Origin of the sequence: Picosynechococcus sp. PCC 7002, assembly GCF_963860125.1 — a bacterium.
GTDB lineage: Bacteria > Cyanobacteriota > Cyanobacteriia > Cyanobacteriales > MRBY01 > MRBY01.
Map to the genome: position 1 here is coordinate 53994 of NZ_CAWLFA010000006.1, position 21627 is coordinate 75620.

Consider the following 21627-nt stretch of genomic DNA (forward strand, 5'->3'; position numbering starts at 1 on the left):
TGGAATGCTGACGAATTGCTGACTGTATCTTTATCCTAGGGAAAGGCTCCGGGGAAAACTATCAAAAGCCAATATCTAATGCAAAACCCCAAAACTCTAGCTAATCAGCAATAAAGCCGAATTCTGGGGGGACTAAAATTATTTTCTTTTTGTTGATTTGTGGTGCAAAACAATCTAAGGGGCGATCGCCTTTTGAATTTTGCCCCCAAGAACCATTCCAGCAGCCAAGCTTAGGGTTGGCGATCGCCTAATTTCCCAATGCTATAGACCATGGTCATGGCACACATGAGCGCCCAAGTACCATCGAAACCGACGTTAATCCGGTGGCGCAGTTCGGCTTGGGGTTGATTGGCCTCCACTGCCTTAACCAGTTCGACGTAATCGCGGTACGTCCAGTAGCAAAAAAAGAGTGTCAGCCCGAAGGAAGAAGCGGCAAAAAAACGAAAGAGATTTTTAATCATTGATTAATTTTGAATGGCTTTGCTGAAAAAAAATGGCGCGCCTAAAGATTAGTTGGCTACGCCATATCCATTATTTTCCAATCTATTTGCTTCTCAGGTGAAGAGAAACAAGCAGAGACAGGGATTGAGAGAACACCAGCAAACTCCTTATTGGTTTCCAATCTATTTGCTTCTCAGGTGAAGAGAAACTTAGAGGGCTTCTCTTGAGCTTTGTTGGCGAGTAACAGTTTCCAATCTATTTGCTTCTCAGGTGAAGAGAAACATAAGGATCTATTAAAAGCAAATCAACATCTATTTTAAGTTTCCAATCTATTTGCTTCTCAGGTGAAGAGAAACTGGTTTACTGCTGAGTTCTTGGTGACTTACACCAAGTTTCCAATCTATTTGCTTCTCAGGTGAAGAGAAACATGAGTGCTATGGGTTATCGATCCTATGATCAGCTATTGAACCGTTTCCAATCTATTTGCTTCTCAGGTGAAGAGAAACTTTATTGTTAAAGCGTTGAGCTTCCTCAACAAGTTGTTTCCAATCTATTTGCTTCTCAGGTGAAGAGAAACGGTGAAGGAGAAAAACTTCCCTGAGTTTAGTAAGGAGGTTTCCAATCTATTTGCTTCTCAGGTGAAGAGAAACTACTGCAGAAGTCCGCTTTGGACCCGATGACTATCAAAAGAGTTTCCAATCTATTTGCTTCTCAGGTGAAGAGAAACCAGAGATTGTAGATCATATAGACTTTCTATGGAACTATGTTTCCAATCTATTTGCTTCTCAGGTGAAGAGAAACACAAGAAATGGCTGAATATCTTGATGAATTACTTTCTGTTAAGTTTCCAATCTATTTGCTTCTCAGGTGAAGAGAAACTTGTAAAGATGACCCTACGGTTAAAGAATTTTCTAGAATCGTTTCCAATCTATTTGCTTCTCAGGTGAAGAGAAACTTTTTTCAGTCACAATCAGAAAAATTCTATAAAGAATTGAGTGTTTCCAATCTATTTGCTTCTCAGGTGAAGAGAAACTGAGAGAAGAGAAAAAGTATGTTCACGCCTTTGTACAAGGGTTTCCAATCTATTTGCTTCTCAGGTGAAGAGAAACGAAACAATATCAGAGTCAACTCCAATAGGACCACCAAAGAGTTTCCAATCTATTTGCTTCTCAGGTGAAGAGAAACTTACGGGCACGCCTGTGGCAATTCACCTTTGACGAAGTGGTTTCCAATCTATTTGCTTCTCAGGTGAAGAGAAACAGATTAGCTAGAACCTCACGCAAGGGACTAAAGTGGGTTTCCAATCTATTTGCTTCTCAGGTGAAGAGAAACCACAGTTGCGTAAGCTCTTGGTGAGACAACTAAAGGCCCATGCCAAGTTTCCAATCTATTTGCTTCTCAGGTGAAGAGAAACTTTGTTCACCATTGACGCAGTATTGCGTCTGGTAAACTTAGTTTCCAATCTATTTGCTTCTCAGGTGAAGAGAAACTGGAATTGTTGGAGTCCCCCCCACTTATTAGCGGCGTTTCCAATCTATTTGCTTCTCAGGTGAAGAGAAACATCGTGTTAGTCAAGTATTTATATATGATTACAGCTACTGTTTCCAATCTATTTGCTTCTCAGGTGAAGAGAAACAATAGCTAATGATAGGCAGGGTTGCGTCTGCCTTACCAACGTTTCCAATCTATTTGCTTCTCAGGTGAAGAGAAACTTCCACCCTGGTTGTTAAGGTAGGGAATCTTGTTTGGAGGTTTCCAATCTATTTGCTTCTCAGGTGAAGAGAAACTTCCACCCTGGTTGTTAAGGTAGGGAATCTTGTTTGGAGGTTTCCAATCTATTTGCTTCTCAGGTGAAGAGAAACGTCGCTGAACGGGAACCCGAACCAGAACTAGAGGAGTTGTTTCCAATCTATTTGCTTCTCAGGTGAAGAGAAACGTCGCTGAACGGGAACCCGAACCAGAACTAGAGGAGTTGTTTCCAATCTATTTGCTTCTCAGGTGAAGAGAAACATTGGTCTCAATATGAGCTAACTGCCGATCAGTTAGAGTTTCCAATCTATTTGCTTCTCAGGTGAAGAGAAACCGCATTAGCATTCTTACGGGCAATGAATAGTTTTTCCTCAGGGAGGTTTCCAATCTATTTGCTTCTCAGGTGAAGAGAAACAATGACCTGTCTCTTCAGTACGGGTAGGTCAATTCCCGTAGTTTCCAATCTATTTGCTTCTCAGGTGAAGAGAAACCGGGTAAAGGATTGGTTCGATACGACTATACAGCTCAAAAGGGTTTCCAATCTATTTGCTTCTCAGGTGAAGAGAAACTTGATTACAGCGCAATGACAGTGCGTGAATTGCGTGCGCTGTGCTCTTGTTTCCAATCTATTTGCTTCTCAGGTGAAGAGAAACTTCAAGTGAAACGCCGTAACAAGTCCGTATTGGCCAACCTGTTTCCAATCTATTTGCTTCTCAGGTGAAGAGAAACTTATGTTCGGTTTTATCTCTAATTTATTCACTTCTAGTTTCCAATCTATTTGCTTCTCAGGTGAAGAGAAACCGGTTGATTCTTTGGTACAGTTTGACCAAGTAACTACTGCGTTTCCAATCTATTTGCTTCTCAGGTGAAGAGAAACGTACATTTATGTAAATAGCAATTACCTAAATGCTGAGCTGCGTGTTTCCAATCTATTTGCTTCTCAGGTGAAGAGAAACAGGTTCAGCCAAATCAATGGGCTGGAGGAAGAATACGTTGTTTCCAATCTATTTGCTTCTCAGGTGAAGAGAAACCGAGCACGCGCTGGCGCTCGACGCGGCGCCGTCGATCTCGCTGTTCTGGCTCGCCACGCGCCCCGACGGCCAGTTTCCAATCTATTTGCTTCTCAGGTGAAGAGAAACAATTAATGGTTTAGTTGATGTAACTCTTCGTCTTAAGGCTGAGTTTCCAATCTATTTGCTTCTCAGGTGAAGAGAAACCTACCTCAACTTTTGTAGACGGCGACGGAAAACGACCTGTTGTTTCCAATCTATTTGCTTCTCAGGTGAAGAGAAACGATTTTTAATCCTGTAATGTGTCGAGGGTGCTGCCGTTTCCAATCTATTTGCTTCTCAGGTGAAGAGAAACTTGATGTGTAATTGGGAAGACGTCGCGGCTATTGAGGCGTTTCCAATCTATTTGCTTCTCAGGTGAAGAGAAACTCTACTATGAATTAAGTCATCTAATGACATGTGATGACTGTTTCCAATCTATTTGCTTCTCAGGTGAAGAGAAACGTACATTTATGTAAATAGCAATTACCTAAATGCTGAGCTGCGTGTTTCCAATCTATTTGCTTCTCAGGTGAAGAGAAACAGGTTCAGCCAAATCAATGGGCTGGAGGAAGAATACGTTGTTTCCAATCTATTTGCTTCTCAGGTGAAGAGAAACCGAGCACGCGCTGGCGCTCGACGCGGCGCCGTCGATCTCGCTGTTCTGGCTCGCCACGCGCCCCGACGGCCAGTTTCCAATCTATTTGCTTCTCAGGTGAAGAGAAACAATTAATGGTTTAGTTGATGTAACTCTTCGTCTTAAGGCTGAGTTTCCAATCTATTTGCTTCTCAGGTGAAGAGAAACCTACCTCAACTTTGTAGACGGCGACGGAAAACGACCTGTTGTTTCCAATCTATTTGCTTCTCAGGTGAAGAGAAACGATTTTTAATCCTGTAATGTGTCGAGGGTGCTGCCGTTTCCAATCTATTTGCTTCTCAGGTGAAGAGAAACTTGATGTGTAATTGGGAAGACGTCGCGGCTATTGAGGCGTTTCCAATCTATTTGCTTCTCAGGTGAAGAGAAACTGACCGTAAGTGGGATCCGACGTCTTTGGATGTCAAAGTCGTTTCCAATCTATTTGCTTCTCAGGTGAAGAGAAACCTCAAGAAAGCCACCCGTGTTGGTGAAGTTATCATGGGTAAAGTTTCCAATCTATTTGCTTCTCAGGTGAAGAGAAACTTCTCCTACTTCTTTTAAGAAGAAAGCCGCAGAAATGTGTGCGTTTCCAATCTATTTGCTTCTCAGGTGAAGAGAAACTTTCCCTCTACAAAGAGATGACCCGTAAGCCCATGAGCCGCAAGTTTCCAATCTATTTGCTTCTCAGGTGAAGAGAAACAAAAAAGTTCTAGGGGCTTTTGGCTTTCTCAAGTATTTGGAGTTTCCAATCTATTTGCTTCTCAGGTGAAGAGAAACAGATCTTTATTGAGGAGGAGGTGTTACAACCTCCAAGTTTCCAATCTATTTGCTTCTCAGGTGAAGAGAAACCCCCGAAGACGGGGGTGAAGTGTTCTACAGCTGCCTTCAAGTTTCCAATCTATTTGCTTCTCAGGTGAAGAGAAACGACTACGGTAGCTACGGTTACCTAGTCTTCGCTAGAGGCGAAGTTTCCAATCTATTTGCTTCTCAGGTGAAGAGAAACGCCTTTCGGCTTTTAGACGGACTCATACTACCTCCAGTTTCCAATCTATTTGCTTCTCAGGTGAAGAGAAACGGATTGAGGTTGACGTACAACCTATAGAAAAAGAGATAGATGGTTTCCAATCTATTTGCTTCTCAGGTGAAGAGAAACAGGGGAATGGATTCTAGATCTGATACCTTGGGAATAGTTTCCAATCTATTTGCTTCTCAGGTGAAGAGAAACAACCTTATAGCCGTAAGCCTATCCTCAAGAAAGGTAAGGTTTCCAATCTATTTGCTTCTCAGGTGAAGAGAAACTTTATTCAAGATAATTGTGTTGCAGAAGTGATTGTTAGAATCTAAAGTTTCCAATCTATTTGCTTCTCAGGTGAAGAGAAACGTCCAATGGGGACTGCATTATGCAGGGGGGTCTAAAGAAACTGTTTCCAATCTATTTGCTTCTCAGGTGAAGAGAAACAATACTCCGTTTTAGGATTAAATGAAGCTTATTTGGCTTCATTGTTTCCAATCTATTTGCTTCTCAGGTGAAGAGAAACTCAGCAGTGAGGGGAGCGGTAGCAAATAGATTAGAGATAGTTTCCAATCTATTTGCTTCTCAGGTGAAGAGAAACCATTGAGTGAAAGCGTTGTCTGTTTCCAAGAAATCTACTACGTTTCCAATCTATTTGCTTCTCAGGTGAAGAGAAACAGGCTTAAAATTATGTCTAACGTTATCACTAGAGAAGAGTTTCCAATCTATTTGCTTCTCAGGTGAAGAGAAACTCATTGTCACCTTCGTTAGAAGCAGCCCACACTAGAGGATCTAGTTTCCAATCTATTTGCTTCTCAGGTGAAGAGAAACTATGTCTAACATTTGTGTCGATTTTGATCGTGCTTGGGGTTTCCAATCTATTTGCTTCTCAGGTGAAGAGAAACGGTTCCATTGATTGTTAGCACAGGTTTATTTGATTATTGTTTCCAATCTATTTGCTTCTCAGGTGAAGAGAAACTAACCCACTTTTCCTAATCCGACTCTCCCCACCCTGTCGGGTTTCCAATCTATTTGCTTCTCAGGTGAAGAGAAACACCCTCAAGGAGTTCTCAAAGAAGGCTATTCTGATCATGTTTCCAATCTATTTGCTTCTCAGGTGAAGAGAAACTTAATTCAAACTGAGGACGTGCCCTCAGATATGAGAGAAGTTTCCAATCTATTTGCTTCTCAGGTGAAGAGAAACCACATTTACAGGAAAACCAAAATGACTACGAAGCAACAAAAGTTTCCAATCTATTTGCTTCTCAGGTGAAGAGAAACCAACTGCGTTAAGCCCCGCACTACAGCACGCTGTTTTGAGACAGCGTTTCCAATCTATTTGCTTCTCAGGTGAAGAGAAACTTTTGAAACAATCAAAAGAGAGCAGCGGCCTTTATATTCGTTTCCAATCTATTTGCTTCTCAGGTGAAGAGAAACACTCTGGGAAGTTCTTCTCCTTTACCCCAGGGCGAGTTTCCAATCTATTTGCTTCTCAGGTGAAGAGAAACCTTCAACTGTTGCGCAGACAATTGCTGCTGCTCCTCAGTATGTTTCCAATCTATTTGCTTCTCAGGTGAAGAGAAACAATAAACCCACTGCAAAGGAATATAAATCGCTTAGAGGGTTTCCAATCTATTTGCTTCTCAGGTGAAGAGAAACTCAAAGCGCATACCTTGAATGTTAGCAGTGCCCTTAAGAGCCGTTTCCAATCTATTTGCTTCTCAGGTGAAGAGAAACATATAAACACCCTGTACAATTACGATTTAAAATCGTCTCAAGTTTCCAATCTATTTGCTTCTCAGGTGAAGAGAAACCCGATAGAACCCGACAATCATTTCCGCGTCTTGTTCAATGTTTCCAATCTATTTGCTTCTCAGGTGAAGAGAAACTTCTACCTGAACTGGAGCACTATCTCAGTGAAGTCAAGGCAGTTTCCAATCTATTTGCTTCTCAGGTGAAGAGAAACACATGTTTGATCTAACTAATGGTTTAGTTGATGTCACTCTTGTTTCCAATCTATTTGCTTCTCAGGTGAAGAGAAACTGCTAATCTAAAAGGGCTATCAATTGAGATAGCCCTTTTGTTTCCAATCTATTTGCTTCTCAGGTGAAGAGAAACTCGTCAAGAAGATTGGAGACTGGGTTATTCTCCAAATCGAGTTTCCAATCTATTTGCTTCTCAGGTGAAGAGAAACTTCGGCTAACATGTGAACTGGCAGGGCGTGAGCCCATAGTTTCCAATCTATTTGCTTCTCAGGTGAAGAGAAACGTCTGAGTTGGATAAAGCTGATTGGGATATACAGAATCAGTTTCCAATCTATTTGCTTCTCAGGTGAAGAGAAACTTAGCACTCTTCGTATTCCCTCTGAAGTTCGCAAGGTGGGTTTCCAATCTATTTGCTTCTCAGGTGAAGAGAAACCGCTGGCCTTTCAAAGGCTTGTCCGGAGAGAACTCCAGCGAGCATTTGCGACCGATAGCAAAATTTTACCAGGCTCCAACAGAAAAGGCCAGAAAAAAATCCCTAAAACCCTTATCAGGTAAGCTTTCGAGCAATCACATGAAGTTAATACTGTTTCAGCCATTTTCTAGATCAGTCGCTAAATAATCGTTGACGAAGGTGGATCGCTCAGAGAAGGTGACCCCCAAATTTCCACCTGAGAGAGAGTATGACTCGAAATCGGATAAAACCGCAAACTGTCCCCTTGATCCTCTTTGTAATAACGCGAAAGTCGTTTTTTCAACTCTTTATACTTTTTGGGCGATAAATGACACTCAAACACAGAATATTGAACACGTACCCCATAACCTTCCATTAGATCCGCGATCTTTTTGCGACGCTTATCATCACTAATGTCATAGGCCACCAGATAAAACATCAGCGGATTTCGTAGGGAGCATAACCTAATACCGGACGGTAGACAAAATTTTGGAAAGCGCGTACCTGGCGCGTCAACAGATGCCAGCGCGGTTCCTGGCGATCTTCTAGGGAAATAGTCGTTTCCATCTGCTGCACAAAAGCCGAAAGATAAACCTTGCGTCCCCCTTGGTTGAGAAAACAGCCCCCATCCCGATAGATAAAATGCTCCGGTTTAATGATGTTTTTATTCACGAGATACAAAACCAGACTATCCACAAGGGGAGCGCGGAACTCTTCGATGAGATCCGAAACCAAAGCCCCGTGGCGTTCTGAACCCTGGTGCAAACAGCCTTGATAGGGGTCTAGACCACGAATTTCGATGAGCGTAAATAGATGGTTCCATAACACTTGATAGCCAAAACTGAGTAAAGCATTGACTGGATTTAGTGGTGGCCGCCGCGATCGCCCTATAAAAGGAAAAGCCTCATTGCGTAGACAATAACCCAAAGCATTGAAATAACTCGCTGCCGCTGCCCCTTCTAAGCCCATAATCCGTTCCACAGAATTAGCCATGGAGATCTGATGGCGTAAATAACCCAAGGTCTCAATAGCAAAGGCCACAGGTTCCAGAGGCCGTTTACGCTGTTGCCGCTGGAGGATAACTCGACTGTTCTGAAGCTTGGCCCCGGCGATCGCACGGGCGACGGTCAACTTATCCACTGGCGCGAGAGCTTGCTGATAACGCGATAAATGACGATAACCCCGCTCTAGGGCCATGATGCGACCGTAACAGAATCCCATTCGAGATAAGAAGACAATGGGAATATCCCGCCATAAACAGGCCCGGATCGCTTGGGTTGAGAGCTGAGATTTCCCAAAAATCAACACCTGCTCAAGTTGGGGCAACTGAATTTCAGTTAAACAATCCTGCTTGCGCCACACAGTAAGATATTCCTGCCGTAGACGCACATAACAACCCTGCTCTGACACATAGAGCGTTCTCATTGGTCGTGGCGATCGCGATAAGGATAAATATCTTTTTGGCGATGGGTTTGGGTCAGATCTCCTCGACGCGTGGCACCCAGGGATTGGGGTGGTGTAGCGCCTCCCAGTAGCCAAGCACTGACAAGATCCATGGCACTACAAACCAAAAATGTAGACAGACCCACCAAAAAAGTATTCATGATCACTGCCGCTAAACCCAGAGGCGCAATCAAAAGAATCACCAGGGTAATGGCACCATTAATAAGAGCCGCCGCCAAATTCCGAACAACAATACCGCGTGAAGAAAGATACATCGCTTCAAACTCCAAACTAAGAGCTGATTGATCAAGCCCCCCGGCCCCCAGTCTGGGGGAGATTTTCGGTCATCAAAGTCCCCCATTTTCCGGAGCTTTAGTGAGGAGATTTAGGCTTCGACGTGAGACTTCAGCGAGCTCAGTCGAGTCGTCAAACGCTCAGCCGAACGGGGCAAATTAAGTAATTTATTTATTTTACAAATAGCCTTTAAGTCAAAAAGTTAACTAATTTAGGAGCGCAGGATATTCATGGCGATCCCGAAAGATCCGACAATTAAGAATCGACCCAGCATCTTCGCGCCGCCGTCTATGTAGCACCGATCATAACGGCAAACTTGATTGTTTTCGGCGATCGTCGCCGCAGCGCCAAATCCTCCACCAATAATGATGATGGCTAAACATACTTTGATCCATTCCGAATTATTCATGGTGATCCCCCTTACTGTAGACAAACTCTATTGAATCAAATGTCAGCAAGCACAATCACGAAAAAGACAATATCGTTGAACAGAACTTTTCACTTGATTAAGAATCAATAGAAGGAATGTTGCAATAGTTTCTTTTAGTAGACAATAGAAGAAATAGTGGGTTAGAAGATGTCTAAAAAGCCCCCCTCGCCCCCCAAGTTGGGGGGAACTGCTCAGATGTCGAGCGAATGAAATCCCCAAAAATGGGGGGATTTAGTAGGGAGCTTATTAAAAACACTTAGATACTTCTCAGATAACCTTTTAGTCCTAGGTCAAGATCATGCCGAAAGTATCTAAAGCCCATCCTTACTCTGACCAAAAAAGTTTCGAGCGCCTACTCATTTTAATAACGGCCTTAATCCGTTTTCCAGGGGTGGGGTGTCCAGATGTTGATGGCATGGGTCATCGGGCAGGGCACCATAATGCCTTAGCTGCTGTGCAAGAAAAATGGCAGGCGATCGCCCGCGAATTAAACATTGACTGTAAACCAAATTATCCTTCCCTCGCGACCATTCGTAAGGACTTTAGCTTTTTGCGGCAATATGGAGTGCTTGAAAATCGGATGTATCGCTGGGGCTACTACCTAGGGACGGGAGTCTTTAGTGCGGCGGATCTTCAATTAGCGCTCAACGGTATGGGGGCGATCGCCCACGATTTGGGAGATTTTCGCTACCGTCAAGCCTTAGAAAAGATCCAACGTTATCTGCGGGGCTTTGATTTTAAAGACCTAGACCCCACCTATCCAATCCGTCAAAATCTCAATCATCCTGTTAATCAGACCGACCCAGAGCTGATGATGGCCCAGGGCGAATACCGACACACGCTATTTCATCATCTACCAGACCTTGAAGCCGCGATCTGGAAAGGACAAAAAATTGAAATTAGTCGCCATAGCTCCCCCTACACAGAAAAATATCTGGGATTGCAGCAGGTCTGGCCCTTGCAACTGATTTTTTATCATGTCGCCTGGTATCTCCTCTACGAGGACTGTCAAACCGGATGTCTGGTGGTTGGTCGCCTCAACCGGTTTGCGGAACATTTCAGAATTATTGATCCCCAAGGGCGTGGTTTAAATAAACAGCGGGAACGATTGGCGATCGCCCATCAACTCCTAGAACAAGGGTGGGGCCTCCGGTTAGGGACAGCAGAAGAGCAACAGGCTGAACTGCAAGGCACCGCTGAGTTGATTCCCGTCAAAGTACGCTTTTTTGATGGTGCTGCCATGATCGCCCTAGAAGCAGAACAGCGACACCCCAGCCAACAGATCCGCAAAGGCCCAAAAGCGTCTAGGGGTTATCAACCTAAATATATTGACTACTCAGTGACATTACCCCGGCGATCCATCCCTGAATTTATGCAGTGGTTGAGGAGATATGGGCACAATATCCAGATTTTGACACCGGATTTCTTGATCAAACAACATTATCAGCAAGCCCAGAAAATTTTAAAGCGCTACGAACTGGAGACATCGACACATAAAAAACACGACGTTAGAGCTGATTTATAAAGCCCCCCGGCCCCCAGTCTGGGGGAAATTTTTAGGCAATCAATGGAATGAAAGTCCCCCATTTTGGGGGATTTAGGCTTCGACATGAGACTTCGGCGAGCTACTCTCGGCCTGAGCTCGAGTCAAAGGCAGTCGAGTCGTCAAACGCTCAGTCGAACGGGTCAAATTAAGGAATTCATTTACTTTATAAATAGCCTCTTAGTTCTTCTTGAGAAAACAGTTACCCGTAGCAGATAAAGTAGATTTGTGTCTTACTTATTCAGAGTTTTTAACGCTATATTCTTTTGGTAGCCAGGTCATTGCCGCTATATTGTCTAGGCCAGAGATGCTAGCCTCCGTTAAATCAGCATTTTCTAAATTCAAGTCAGTACTTTGGATCCCCAACAAATTTGCGCCCCGTAAATCCGCCCAGGCACAGTTAACACGGCTCAAATTTGCCCCCTGAAGATTGGCATCTCGCAAGTCTGCATTTGCAAGATTACTCCCGGCTAAGTTCGCACCCGCAGCATTAATCCCCGCGCAGTAGGCATGGTTTAAGTTGGCTTCTTTCATAGCGGCCTTTGCGAGATTTGCGCCGTTTAAATTGGAATTATCAAAAACACAACCACTGAGGTTCGCTCTGTTGAGTGTAGCGTTGGTTAAATCGGCCCGGGCCCACTGGCTCCCTGCTAAATTGGACTGCTGCAACATGGTGCGCTGTAAAATGGCATCCTGAAGATTGGCCCCTTGCAAGTTGGCTTCTTGCAATTCAGCCCCTGATAAATCGCAGCCGACGCCATTAAGTTGAGGGGCCTGGATTTTGGCAAAATTGCTATTTTGCAATTGACTATGGGCAATATTCGCTGCCCCCAATTGTGCCTGGCTAAACACCGCCGCATTAAGAATACTTTGGCTTAAATTCACGCCTCGTAAATCGGCACCATGGGCATTGAGGCCCTGGCCCTGGATTTCTTTTAAATTCGCGCCTTGGGCCTTGGCTTGGACAAGAATCGCCCCCGTGAGCTGGGCTTGATTTAAGAGGGCATTGCTTAGGTTAGCGGCAGTTAGATTCGCATCTTTAAGGTTACAGTTGGCAAGGTTAGCACCCTCGAGATTGGCATGGCACAGAATGGCATTCTCCAGATTTGCGCCGGCTAAATTCACGTTCTGCAAAAGAGCTCCTGTTAACTCAGCACCGGCTAGGTTAGTTCCTGGGGCAGATAAATTCGACAGGCGAAAATCAGCCTGGTAGAACACAAATCCCTGGAGGGAATATTGGCTAAAGTCGACCCCCACAAAAACCACACGGCTAAAATCACGGCGATCGCCTTGGATGGCTTGTTTAAACTGGGCATTGTTGAGACGTTCTTTGGAGAAAGTCGGGCGGAAAGGAGCGGTGCGGTGCCAGAAGATCAGAGTATCAAGGCCTTGGATAACGGTACGAACAAAACGTTTCATGGGTTTAAACTTCCTCTTGGTTTAGGGACTCGCTGGCCTGCGCAAAAGACAGGGGAACTGATTCAGCTTCGCTGGGGACTTCTGCCCACAGGGTTTGCAGGAGTCGATTGGTCAGGGCGGCATGGAGACTGGGCAATTGCTCAAGATAGCGGTAGATCCGGTCCAAAAGCACGGTCGGCCGGAGCGTGGTATTAAATTCTGCAGTAAGCGCGGCGACGCTGGCCTTTTGGGCAATGAAGTGAGTGCAGTAGCTGAGACCACGTGTGTAATAACAGTGGGTAATGCCGTCTCGGCGATCACTCGTTTGAAGTAGTCCTCGATAGCGATAGCTCAAATTCATAATGGGCATGATCACCTGCTGAATTTGTTCGATGTGGTCTTGGATTTCAGCGGGTGCTCCGGTGAATGATGCTTCTGGGGTCGTTTCGATTGTCGAAAGGGCTTGGTATAGCTGCCGACAGTGGTTTTTCAGGGCTGTCCCTTGGATCGATAGTTCCTGTTCATAGGTGGCGATCGCTGCTGGATCGATTGATGTTATTTCGGGACAATCACCTGGTTCGGCTTCCTGTTGCATCAACTCCGCAACGAGTAGTGCCAGTTCTGGGCATTCGTCCACTTCACCGGTCGCTTCAATATGATCAAGCAAAGCTGAATTGGGGCCTGGGCTAGACTGCGTGGGATAGGAGGGAGTCATTGGTTTAATCTTCTCGGGATAGGGCTTACTGGGAACGTTGACGGAGCATCTGAATCGCCTTCCGGACTAACGCTTTTTTCTGGGGGTCGAAGCTATCTTGGACGGCGGGGCTCCGGGAAAAGGTATAGGTTAGGACACAGGCCGTGGCACTTAAGGCAATGGAGATGCCGGCCATCAGCATTGGAAAAGCGAGGCGTTCAAAGCGACCAGCCTTTAGATCCGTGGTAAAGAGTTCAGTGGCGATTCCCACTCCATCAGCAGGAGATTTTAGTTCCTGGTCGGGCTGAAAATTGCTGCTAAAGTGGTCGGGCATTTCTGATTGGAGAAATTGCACATCATTGCCATATTGGGTGCGACGGCTGAGGCGTTCATCTAGGTCAGTCTTGGCGGCGTTATAGTCAGCTAAATTTTCTGTTTCAAGGCGTTCGAGTTTTTGGGTGAGGGGGAGATTTAGGGTTTTTACCGTCGTCCAGTCGGTATCGCGCTCCTCGTAGGTGCCATAGAGACTCAGGTAAAGTCGTTGCCATTCGGGATTTTCTCGGGAAGCTACCTCTCCTTCTTCCATAACAATTTGCTGGAGGGTCGTCTGAGCTTCATTAATTTGGGTTTTTAGGTCATCTAGTTCGCCTGCTGGCTTTAATACGTCGAGACGCTCTCGTTGTTCTTCGATAATGGTGCTTGCCAACTGCTGCTGGACAGCCGGTTTGTTCGTAAATAGAACAATGCCAGGGCCCGTAAAAACAGTCAGGAGGGTATTAAGCATCAAAAACCCACTGAGGCCACACCAGGCGTTGGCGCGATAGCCTGGGGCATGTCTGGCGGCGATCGCCCCGCAGTGGTTAGAGGCGGCATTAAGCCCACCGAGGACAACGGCAGCGGCGGGAATTGTCCCAATGCCGAAGCCACTCAGGGCAATAAGAATAAATGGGGTGATACCAATGGTATTAATCAAGCTAGAAATTGTGATGAGGCTAGCATTCAAGCGGGCCCGCTGTTTGACTTCTTTGGTGACAATGGCCGTCCCATGGAGATCCTTAGGATGACAAACAAAGGCACATTTCAGGAGAAAAAGAGTTGTTTTACGGGCGACTTGCAAAGAGGAGGGTACATCTGCGCTACTGGGCAAGGCATCGAAGCGTAGTTTTGAGGAATAGGTCTGGGGAATTGGTGTTTGCATAGGGAGGCGATCGTAATAATGGGGGCGGTTGGGGTTTTTGTTCCCCTGGTATTTATATCGACATCACCTGGACGGTTTATGCAATCTAGCTTTGGGCAAAAAAAAATGGCCTCCACCTGAATGGGTAGGGGAGGGCCAAAAAATTGATGGATGGGTGTGTTGACGGACGAGAGCAGCGTTTTACTAGAGATGAATTTTTCGGGTTTCTTTGCGACAAATGGGACACCAGCGATTCAAACCACCGATTTCACAATTGCCATTGGTGCAACCCACGGTCTGACAATTACTGCATTTAATTCGGCCTGTGCCAGAGCGGTCACAGCTTGGACAGGGTTGGCGGCGTGTCCAGAGAGACATGATGATTACTCCTGATATTTTCTAATAAGTTGATTGGCAATCTTTTGATTGCACTCAGACCCTGGTCAAGAAGAACCCGGCGGCGGAACAAGGTTCATCACAATCTCAGATAAGGTTTGCACGGTTGTTTCGAGTTGCTCGATCCGTTCTGTCTGGGTCTGGGGCATTGGTAGATCCTTCACCTGGGGTAACAGGTGTTTCCAACCGCGGCTACATTTAATGTGATAGGTCTGTTGGTAAGCTTTGTAAGCTTCGTTGTAGCTGCCATAGCGTTCCTTGAGAAAGTCTTCGCTAATCTGGTTGCCAGGAATTTGTGCCGGGGGGGGCTCTTTTTGAGCCTCAACGACCTGCTGCAGACGTTCATAGAGTTCAGCGGTAATCGCAAAAACCTTAGCGGTATTACGCAAATCCTGTTGGTCTAAGTCTTCGAGTTGGTCAATGAGTTTGCTAAAGCGTGACATAAAGTATTACGGGAATTTGGACAAGGAATAAATAATTAGCGGTCTAGCAGATCGCGTTGGATATCGGCTCTACTAGAGCTCATCCAGGGTTTATCGCCACCACTATTTGGGTTCGGATTGGGATCAACGGGACCGGCGCTGGGGGGAATATCGGGATCATCATCGTTACCGGGTTCGATTTTGCCAAAATCTTGGGGGTCATCGGAGAAAAAGGTGGACTGGAGAAAATTCCAAACGATGGAGAATTTGCCATACAAACTTTTACTAGAGCGCACTTTAGCTGCCGCAACTTTGACTTCCCGGTCAATTTCTTTTAATTCGGCACGAATCTTTTCTCGTTCTTGGGCCAGCCGTTGTTTTTCTAAGGCCAATTGTTGCATCTCCTGTTGGGCACGCAGCAAATCCTGTTGCAAAGATTCGTTGGTGAGCATTTGGTCATTCACTTCATCTTGGAGATTGGTGATATCGCTGCGGTAACGGTGATTCCAGCTTTGCAAACTGCCTCGGGAGCGGCGCAAAAATTTAATCAATTCGACGATTGCTTGGAGATCTTCATCGTCAGGATTTTCTCTGGCCATCTCATAGAGTCGTTTAATGAGTTCTTCAAAGTTTTCTTGTCCGTCCATGGTTGTTACAGGGCTAGAGTTTACAAAAGGTGTCGAGGCTAATGGAGTCGTCAGTGGCATTGTTCGCGTTTCCTGGGGAGTTTAGGAGCCAGTCGTTCGCTTGATCTTGATTAAGAGGGGGAAATAACTGATGACTCATCAAAGAAAACGACCTGGAGGAAATCCCAGAGGATTTTGAATTTTTGTCGCAGGGAGTTGCTGGCCTTAACCTGGGCAACGGCTTCATGAACAGTGCTTTCGATAGCCTCTAGTTCGCCTCGGAGTTGATTACGCCTAGCAATAATCTGTTGTTTTTCTTGGATGGAGCAGTTCATTTCTTGGTAAGTAGCTTTGAGATCTTCAGCCTGGATTTGATAATTCTCGCGGTATTCACATAGCTGGCTACAGAGTTGTTGTCGCCGCTCCCGCTCCTGTTGGGATTTTTCTTGGAGGGCACGGCGTTCCTTGAGTAACTGTTCTAGGATTTCAATGCCCGCTTGAATTTCTAGGTTGTTGGGTCTTGCTTTGGCAGCTTCCTTAAGGGCGGCGAGTTGTTCGAGGAGATCTTGGTGTTTGTCATCCATGGGAGGGGCTCCGTTTTGTGCTTCTACTCTTTAAATCGCTACCTCAAATTTTTTTATGCAAATTTTCCAAAAATCTCTGAAAAATTTTTTTGCTTTAAATTGACCAGCCGCCGTTATCCTCATGTCTCGCCTATGTTTCCTGGTACTACAGGCCAAACAAAGCATCATCAAAAAAGAGCCTCAATCGACTTCATTGGCAAATAAAGATTTAATGGTGCCTGCAAAAACGGTATAAAGCCATATTTCAGGTAAAAACGCTGTGCTCTCTCATTTAACGCTTCGACGACCACGACCAAAGAACCAACGGACTGGGAAGCTTCCCAGGCTCGACGTAAAGCATCAATCAATAAAAACTCCCCAAAACCTTGACCACGGTAGTCTTGATCCACCGCCAGGTGTCCCAATAGGGTTGCTGGCAGGAGGGGATAGCGGGGTAAACCCTTGGTCACATCTGCCCCCAGAACACCTACATCAACTGTATAAGCCGACAGGGTATAGTAACCTAGCACCACCATATCTGGTTCATCCACCAATACAAAAACTGTTGCCACCCGCTTCTTCAGATCCTGGGAAGCTTGCCTTCGCAAATAGGCATCCAAAGAAACTTCACCGCAAGAAAAATCCCCGCGCTGGTGGACTCGTTTGTCCAGAGGCTGAATTCTAAGCACCATGGGCTACTATTTTTTCTTGGTAACGGATTACCGCTTGTTGGAGAGCTGTATTCGGCTCCGGTGGCTGTAATAAGGTTTCGACAAGAGCTTCACTGTCTTCTAGGGTTAGTTTTAGGGTGTGATGGCGTTCAATCACTGCATAGGCCGCCGCCTGGGCACTGGTCACGACAAAATCAGTCAGCGATCGCCCTTCGAGGTCAGCTGCTTTTTGCATGAGGGCTTTAACTTCAGGGCTGAGGCGAGCCTCTAAGCGAGCGAAGTGCTTGGTTTTAGGGGCTGAGTCCATGGGAATCTATTAACAAACTGGGGCATCTACTTCGACTATATCCGGCAATTTGCCGTATGTCGATTGATAGTCCCTCAGCTCAAGGGTTACTACACCCCCTGACAGATAAAACCACTCCAGTAATAGGGAGCTGAAAAAGGATATTGGGTCATGTTCTGAGACCAAGCACTTAAACCCTGACTACGTACTCCTTCTTTTTTTTGTTGATCAATGACAGTTTTTAAGTCCGGAAAATCTTGATATAACTGCTCCCACGTTACCCGCCGTAAACGCTGTTGGGCTTTTTGCAAAGCTAATGACGGTTTGTTTGTTTCACCGAGCAGTTCATAATAATAACTTGTAAAAATGGCCGTTGCTAAATCATCTACCGCCCAGAGAGAAGAAATCACTGTTCGCGCTCCAGCACAGAGAAAGCCTGTCCCCAAGGTCAGAAGATCGTCAGTGAGATTTGGTTTACCTAGGTTAGTTTCACAGCAAGAGAGGAACACATGGTTCAGATTTGGATAGCGGTTGAGCATTAAACTTCCCAAAGTAAAATAACCATCCCCCAGTTTCAAAGCAGAATTCTGCGGATTACTTAAATTTGAAGCAGCATGATGAGATGAGTGAACATTTTCTACTCTCTTTAAGAGAGCTCTATAATTTTTGACTGTCGCTTGATTCTTTCCCTTAAGATGATTTTTAGGAGCAATTTTATGATATTTTTTTAAGCTCTTAACTTCTAAAGCAGGAAATTTAAGGTCTTCAGTAGCATTTTCTACTACACCATAGGTTGGATGCTCAATACTAGGACGCTCAGCACAATGTTTAAGAATTTGAAAGCTCGGTATAACTCGAATTCTGAACAAATCTCCTAAACACATTTGAGATAATAAACTTTGATTGGTTGTAACTTTTGTAGAATCCTTAATTTTTAATCGGGAATTATCTAACGCAATACTAACCTCAGTAGCAATGGCAAAATCTGGATTTAAAGGAAGGGCAGCAAATGGAATATGATGGAAACCCAAATGCGGGATAATCACTAACTCTTTGATTCCAGAAAGGTAGTTATCAACCAATTTGTCTAAGTTAAGCTTTTTAGAAATATCTTTAAGATTGGATGTTAAATTTGTTGACCAGTTTTCTTTGTCTTTTTGGTACAGAGTCAACCATTTTTTGTCGAAAATTTCTTCTAACTTGGATAAGCTTAATTCGGGGGAATTATGAAGAGAAACATTTGTCTTTTTGTGTATTGATCGTAAAATAAAAATATATGTCTGATCACCAGTGTTATAAAAGCTAAGCATTGCTGTTTCATTATCTGGTATCAGCTTAATAATTTCTTCATAACTAATAGTTTCAACTTGGATTTGCTGCGCAATTAATGGATCTTCTTTTCTGATTTTCTGCCATATTTTTTGCTTTTGCTCTTCTAGTTTGTGGGGATCTTCTACAAGAGGCTTTACATAATCTGAATAATCTCGAAGAACACAGTTACGCATATCACTTGTTTCTCGATCTTCTTGTCGGAGCTGATAAAGCTCTTGCTCAAGCTCATAATATTTTGATAAAAGATTATTAATTTTTGGCGATAAAACTTCTTGGGTGTAAAGGTCATTGCTAGAGATTAAATCAACTAATCTACGGCTGCGGCTACGTTCAGAATTCACTAGAGCTCTCTGATAATTAAAAGTTTCGATATTAGACTTTACTAAATTATGATAAATATTGATTGAATCAGCAATAATACTCTGCCGCCTTTCTTCATCAAAAGCCTGACTCCTAAGAAGCTCTAATGCTTCAATAGATTCTTGATAACAATTGCTCGCCATCAACCAATCTTGCTGCTCAAAAAATACATCGCCTAAGAATGCATTAATTGCCTGAAATTTTTGAGGAAAAAGTTCCCGTTGACAAATTTCTAAAGCATTTTTAAAGTGGGCGATCGCCAATTGAGTATTTTCTTCTTTTGTACCCAGTATTCTCTCTCTATAAAAGCTACCAAGATACTGATTAGTCGCTGCCCACTTTTCAGGAAAAGCATTTTTATCACGAATTTCCAGAGCTTTTTTACAGTAGTCGATAGCAATCTCGAGATTTCTCTTCCTATATCCTTTAATTCTCTTGGAAAATGCAATACCTAAATTACAGCAAACCATTGCCCATTGTTCAGGAAATTTATCCTTACTTTGAACACTCAATGCTCTCTTGAAATATTCAATTGCTTTCTCAATATTTTTCTCCTGACTACCAGCAATACGCTGTAAATATACAGTACCTAAATTATTATAAGTACGAGCCCATTTTTGTGGGAAGCGACTCTTTGTATACACTAATAGGGTCTTTTTGAAATAGACGACAGATTTTTCTAGATTTTTCTCCCGTAGTCCTTTAATTCTTTCTGTATAAATCATTCCAAGATTATTGTAAGTCATTGCTTGTAAATCAGAAGAATAGGTCTTCATATCTGATTCCAGCACAGACTCAAAATATTCAATTGCTTTTTCAATATTCTCCTGCTTATCACCTTTAATTCTAACTTTATAGGCATTAGCTAAGTGATTGATAATCTTTAGGCACTCAGCAGGATTACTCTCTTTATCTCGATTTTGTAATACTTTCAAAAAGTAAAAAATTGCTTTTTCAATATTTTGACTTCGGTTTCCTTTAATTCTATAAAAATAAGCAAGTCCTAGCTGTTCTTTTAAGTATCCAGTTTCTTGAATCCCAAGATATTTATTATTTCTAAGGGCATCAGATAGATGAAGAATAGCAGACTCCACATTCTCTTTTCTTTCCCCAACAACTCTATTCAATAAAATTTCGCCAAGATTATATTTAGCATCTATGTAAAATCTCTTTTCTATTTTTTCATCTTCTCTATAGCATTCTAGAGCCTTCTCAAAAAAAGATATGGCTTCTTCCTGTCTTTCATTTTTATGCAAGATGCCCAGTTGTATAAATGCATAAACCATGCCAGAATTATAATTAAAAGATCTATATAAACTAAGTAGTTTTTTAAAAGCATTCACTAATTTAAATTGAATCAATTTAATCTTATCTTGGATATCATAGCGAGGAAGTTTATATAAGTTTTTTCTGCTCAAGAAATAGCCAGATGTCAAGAAAAAAGATTTATAAATTTCAGCAGATTTTTGCAAGCACTTAATTCCATAAAGAATATTTTTTATACCTTGATTAATATTGAAAACATTAACTTCTAACTGTTCGCCGTAAATAGTGCCGATTTTTAATAGTAGAGAAGCTCTTTTTTCTGGGCATTTATTTTTAGGGTAAAATTCAATACTCTTTTCAAAAGAATAAATTGCTTCATTTAGATTGTCTTGATCAACTAAAATATCTCCCAGTTTTTCATAAACTTTAGGCATACTTTCTTGATCATTGACTTTTTGATAAAGAATAATAGCGTCTCTTAAATTTTTAATTGCTTCTGAAAAAAGTTTTTTCTTAGAGTAAATAATGCCCAGATTATATTTTGTATCAGCATTAATTTCAGTTAGGTTATTGTAGTAGTCCCGAAATGATAAAGCTTGCTTATAAAAATCAATTGAATTATCTAGAGATTTTATTTCATGGTCGCCTTTAGCCAAGTAAGCATCTCCTAAAGACTTGATAATACCTACTTTAATTAAATACTCTTTACTATCTAGTCGACCAGAAAACTTCTTTTTATAAAAGAACTGAGCTTGACTTAGATGACTAATAGTTTGATCTAGATCAATTTTTTCACCTAAATTAAGCTGTTTTAAATATGCACGACTAATTCTATACTTAATGGCTGCTATCTTTTCGTGTTTCTCGATGTAAGTTTTATCAGCTATAAACTGAAGTGATTTTTCGAAATGCTTCGTGGAAATTTCTGTATTTTTTTTTGGAAAACCTTTAATTCTTAGATCAAAGGAAATACCCAGCTCATATTCAACTTCCCATGTATAAATTAGATTATTCTTTTCTGAGACTTCAAGAGATTTTTTGAGAAGTCCAATTGCTTTCTCAATACTTTTATGTTTTCTTTCAACTGAAGCATAGTCCCGATATGCTTTTGCTAAATTTAGCGTAACAATAACCCATTCTTTAGGACTCTTTATTTTAGAGTATTTTTTAAGAAGGCTTTTATAAGTTTCAATAGCCTTATCTTGTTTGTTGGTATCTAAAAATTGTCTACATTCTTCTAAATATTTTGAAAGTTGATTGCTATCTTTAGAATGAGGAAGAATTTGCATAATAAAGTTTATGACTTTATGATTTTTTTAGATTACTTAATTTATGAAATATACAGCATTTTCCAGTTTAATGAAGCTCGGCTACAGCTCTAAAGCTTTTGTTTTATAGGCTT

At 42.9% G+C, this 21627-nt stretch carries 16 protein-coding genes and 1 CRISPR repeat array; of the genes, 1 reads left to right on the forward strand and 15 read right to left on the reverse strand.

Annotation, left to right across the window (positions count from 1 at the left end):
* Positions 1-230 precede the first annotated feature (230 nt).
* From AACQ84_RS15185 to AACQ84_RS15205, 5 genes are all read right to left on the reverse strand, one after another.
* Positions 231-461 carry a hypothetical protein gene (locus AACQ84_RS15185; RefSeq protein ID WP_012308595.1) on the reverse strand — a complete coding sequence of 77 codons (231 nt, stop codon included), beginning with the start codon at positions 459-461 and terminating at the stop codon, positions 231-233.
* Positions 462-534: 73 nt separating this feature from the next.
* Positions 535-7306: a CRISPR direct-repeat array (repeat unit 36 nt; unit sequence GTTTCCAATCTATTTGCTTCTCAGGTGAAGAGAAAC).
* Between the two features lie 178 nt (positions 7307-7484).
* Complete coding sequence (gene cas2, locus AACQ84_RS15190) at positions 7485-7766, reverse strand: CRISPR-associated endonuclease Cas2 (RefSeq protein ID WP_041444093.1); 282 nt, start codon at positions 7764-7766, stop codon at positions 7485-7487.
* Positions 7763-8749 carry a CRISPR-associated endonuclease Cas1 gene (cas1, locus tag AACQ84_RS15195; RefSeq protein WP_012308596.1) on the reverse strand — a complete coding sequence of 329 codons (987 nt, stop codon included), beginning with the start codon at positions 8747-8749 and terminating at the stop codon, positions 7763-7765. The genes cas2 and cas1 overlap by 4 nt, the downstream gene beginning before the upstream one ends.
* Positions 8746-9042 carry a CRISPR-associated protein Csx18 gene (gene csx18, locus AACQ84_RS15200; RefSeq protein ID WP_012308597.1) on the reverse strand — a complete coding sequence of 99 codons (297 nt, stop codon included), beginning with the start codon at positions 9040-9042 and terminating at the stop codon, positions 8746-8748. The genes cas1 and csx18 overlap by 4 nt, the downstream gene beginning before the upstream one ends.
* Before the next feature lie 230 nt (positions 9043-9272).
* Positions 9273-9470: a hypothetical protein gene (locus AACQ84_RS15205; RefSeq protein ID WP_041444094.1), complete on the reverse strand. Its 198-nt coding sequence runs from the start codon at positions 9468-9470 to the stop codon at positions 9273-9275.
* A gap of 319 nt (positions 9471-9789) precedes the next feature.
* On the opposite strand from AACQ84_RS15205, the gene AACQ84_RS15210 reads away from it, so the two are divergent.
* The gene (locus AACQ84_RS15210; protein WP_012308598.1) at positions 9790-11016 is read left to right on the forward strand and encodes a helix-turn-helix transcriptional regulator; all 1227 of its coding nucleotides are present in this window, start codon (positions 9790-9792) and stop codon (positions 11014-11016) included.
* Positions 11017-11271: 255 nt separating this feature from the next.
* Here AACQ84_RS15210 and AACQ84_RS15215 read toward each other — a convergent pair whose 3' ends face one another.
* The 10 genes from AACQ84_RS15215 to AACQ84_RS15260 form a co-directional block, all read right to left on the reverse strand.
* Entirely contained in the window at positions 11272-12453 is a 1182-nt protein-coding gene (locus AACQ84_RS15215) for a pentapeptide repeat-containing protein (RefSeq protein ID WP_012308599.1), read from the reverse strand.
* 4 nt (positions 12454-12457) lie between these two features.
* A complete protein-coding gene (locus tag AACQ84_RS15220; RefSeq protein WP_012308600.1) occupies positions 12458-13147 on the reverse strand; it encodes a hypothetical protein in 690 nt (229 codons plus the stop codon).
* A 25-nt stretch (positions 13148-13172) separates the two neighbouring features.
* A complete protein-coding gene (locus AACQ84_RS15225; protein WP_012308601.1) occupies positions 13173-14324 on the reverse strand; it encodes a hypothetical protein in 1152 nt (383 codons plus the stop codon).
* A 183-nt stretch (positions 14325-14507) separates the two neighbouring features.
* Complete coding sequence (locus AACQ84_RS15230) at positions 14508-14681, reverse strand: hypothetical protein (protein WP_156785487.1); 174 nt, start codon at positions 14679-14681, stop codon at positions 14508-14510.
* A gap of 65 nt (positions 14682-14746) precedes the next feature.
* Positions 14747-15142, reverse strand: a complete 396-nt coding sequence (locus tag AACQ84_RS15235) for a hypothetical protein (RefSeq protein WP_012308602.1) — start codon at positions 15140-15142, stop codon at positions 14747-14749.
* Positions 15143-15177: 35 nt separating this feature from the next.
* Positions 15178-15768, reverse strand: coding sequence for a hypothetical protein (locus AACQ84_RS15240; protein ID WP_049761775.1), 591 nt, complete (start codon positions 15766-15768; stop codon positions 15178-15180).
* Between the two features lie 110 nt (positions 15769-15878).
* Complete coding sequence (locus AACQ84_RS15245; RefSeq protein ID WP_012308604.1) at positions 15879-16331, reverse strand: hypothetical protein; 453 nt, start codon at positions 16329-16331, stop codon at positions 15879-15881.
* A gap of 167 nt (positions 16332-16498) precedes the next feature.
* Entirely contained in the window at positions 16499-17002 is a 504-nt protein-coding gene (locus AACQ84_RS15250) for a GNAT family N-acetyltransferase (protein WP_012308605.1), read from the reverse strand.
* Positions 16992-17288 (reverse strand): type II toxin-antitoxin system TacA family antitoxin, encoded by a 297-nt coding sequence (locus AACQ84_RS15255; RefSeq protein ID WP_012308606.1) that lies wholly within the window; start codon positions 17286-17288, stop codon positions 16992-16994. The genes AACQ84_RS15250 and AACQ84_RS15255 overlap by 11 nt, the downstream gene beginning before the upstream one ends.
* Before the next feature lie 89 nt (positions 17289-17377).
* A complete protein-coding gene (locus tag AACQ84_RS15260; protein WP_012308607.1) occupies positions 17378-21514 on the reverse strand; it encodes a CHAT domain-containing protein in 4137 nt (1378 codons plus the stop codon).
* Positions 21515-21627 lie beyond the last annotated feature (113 nt).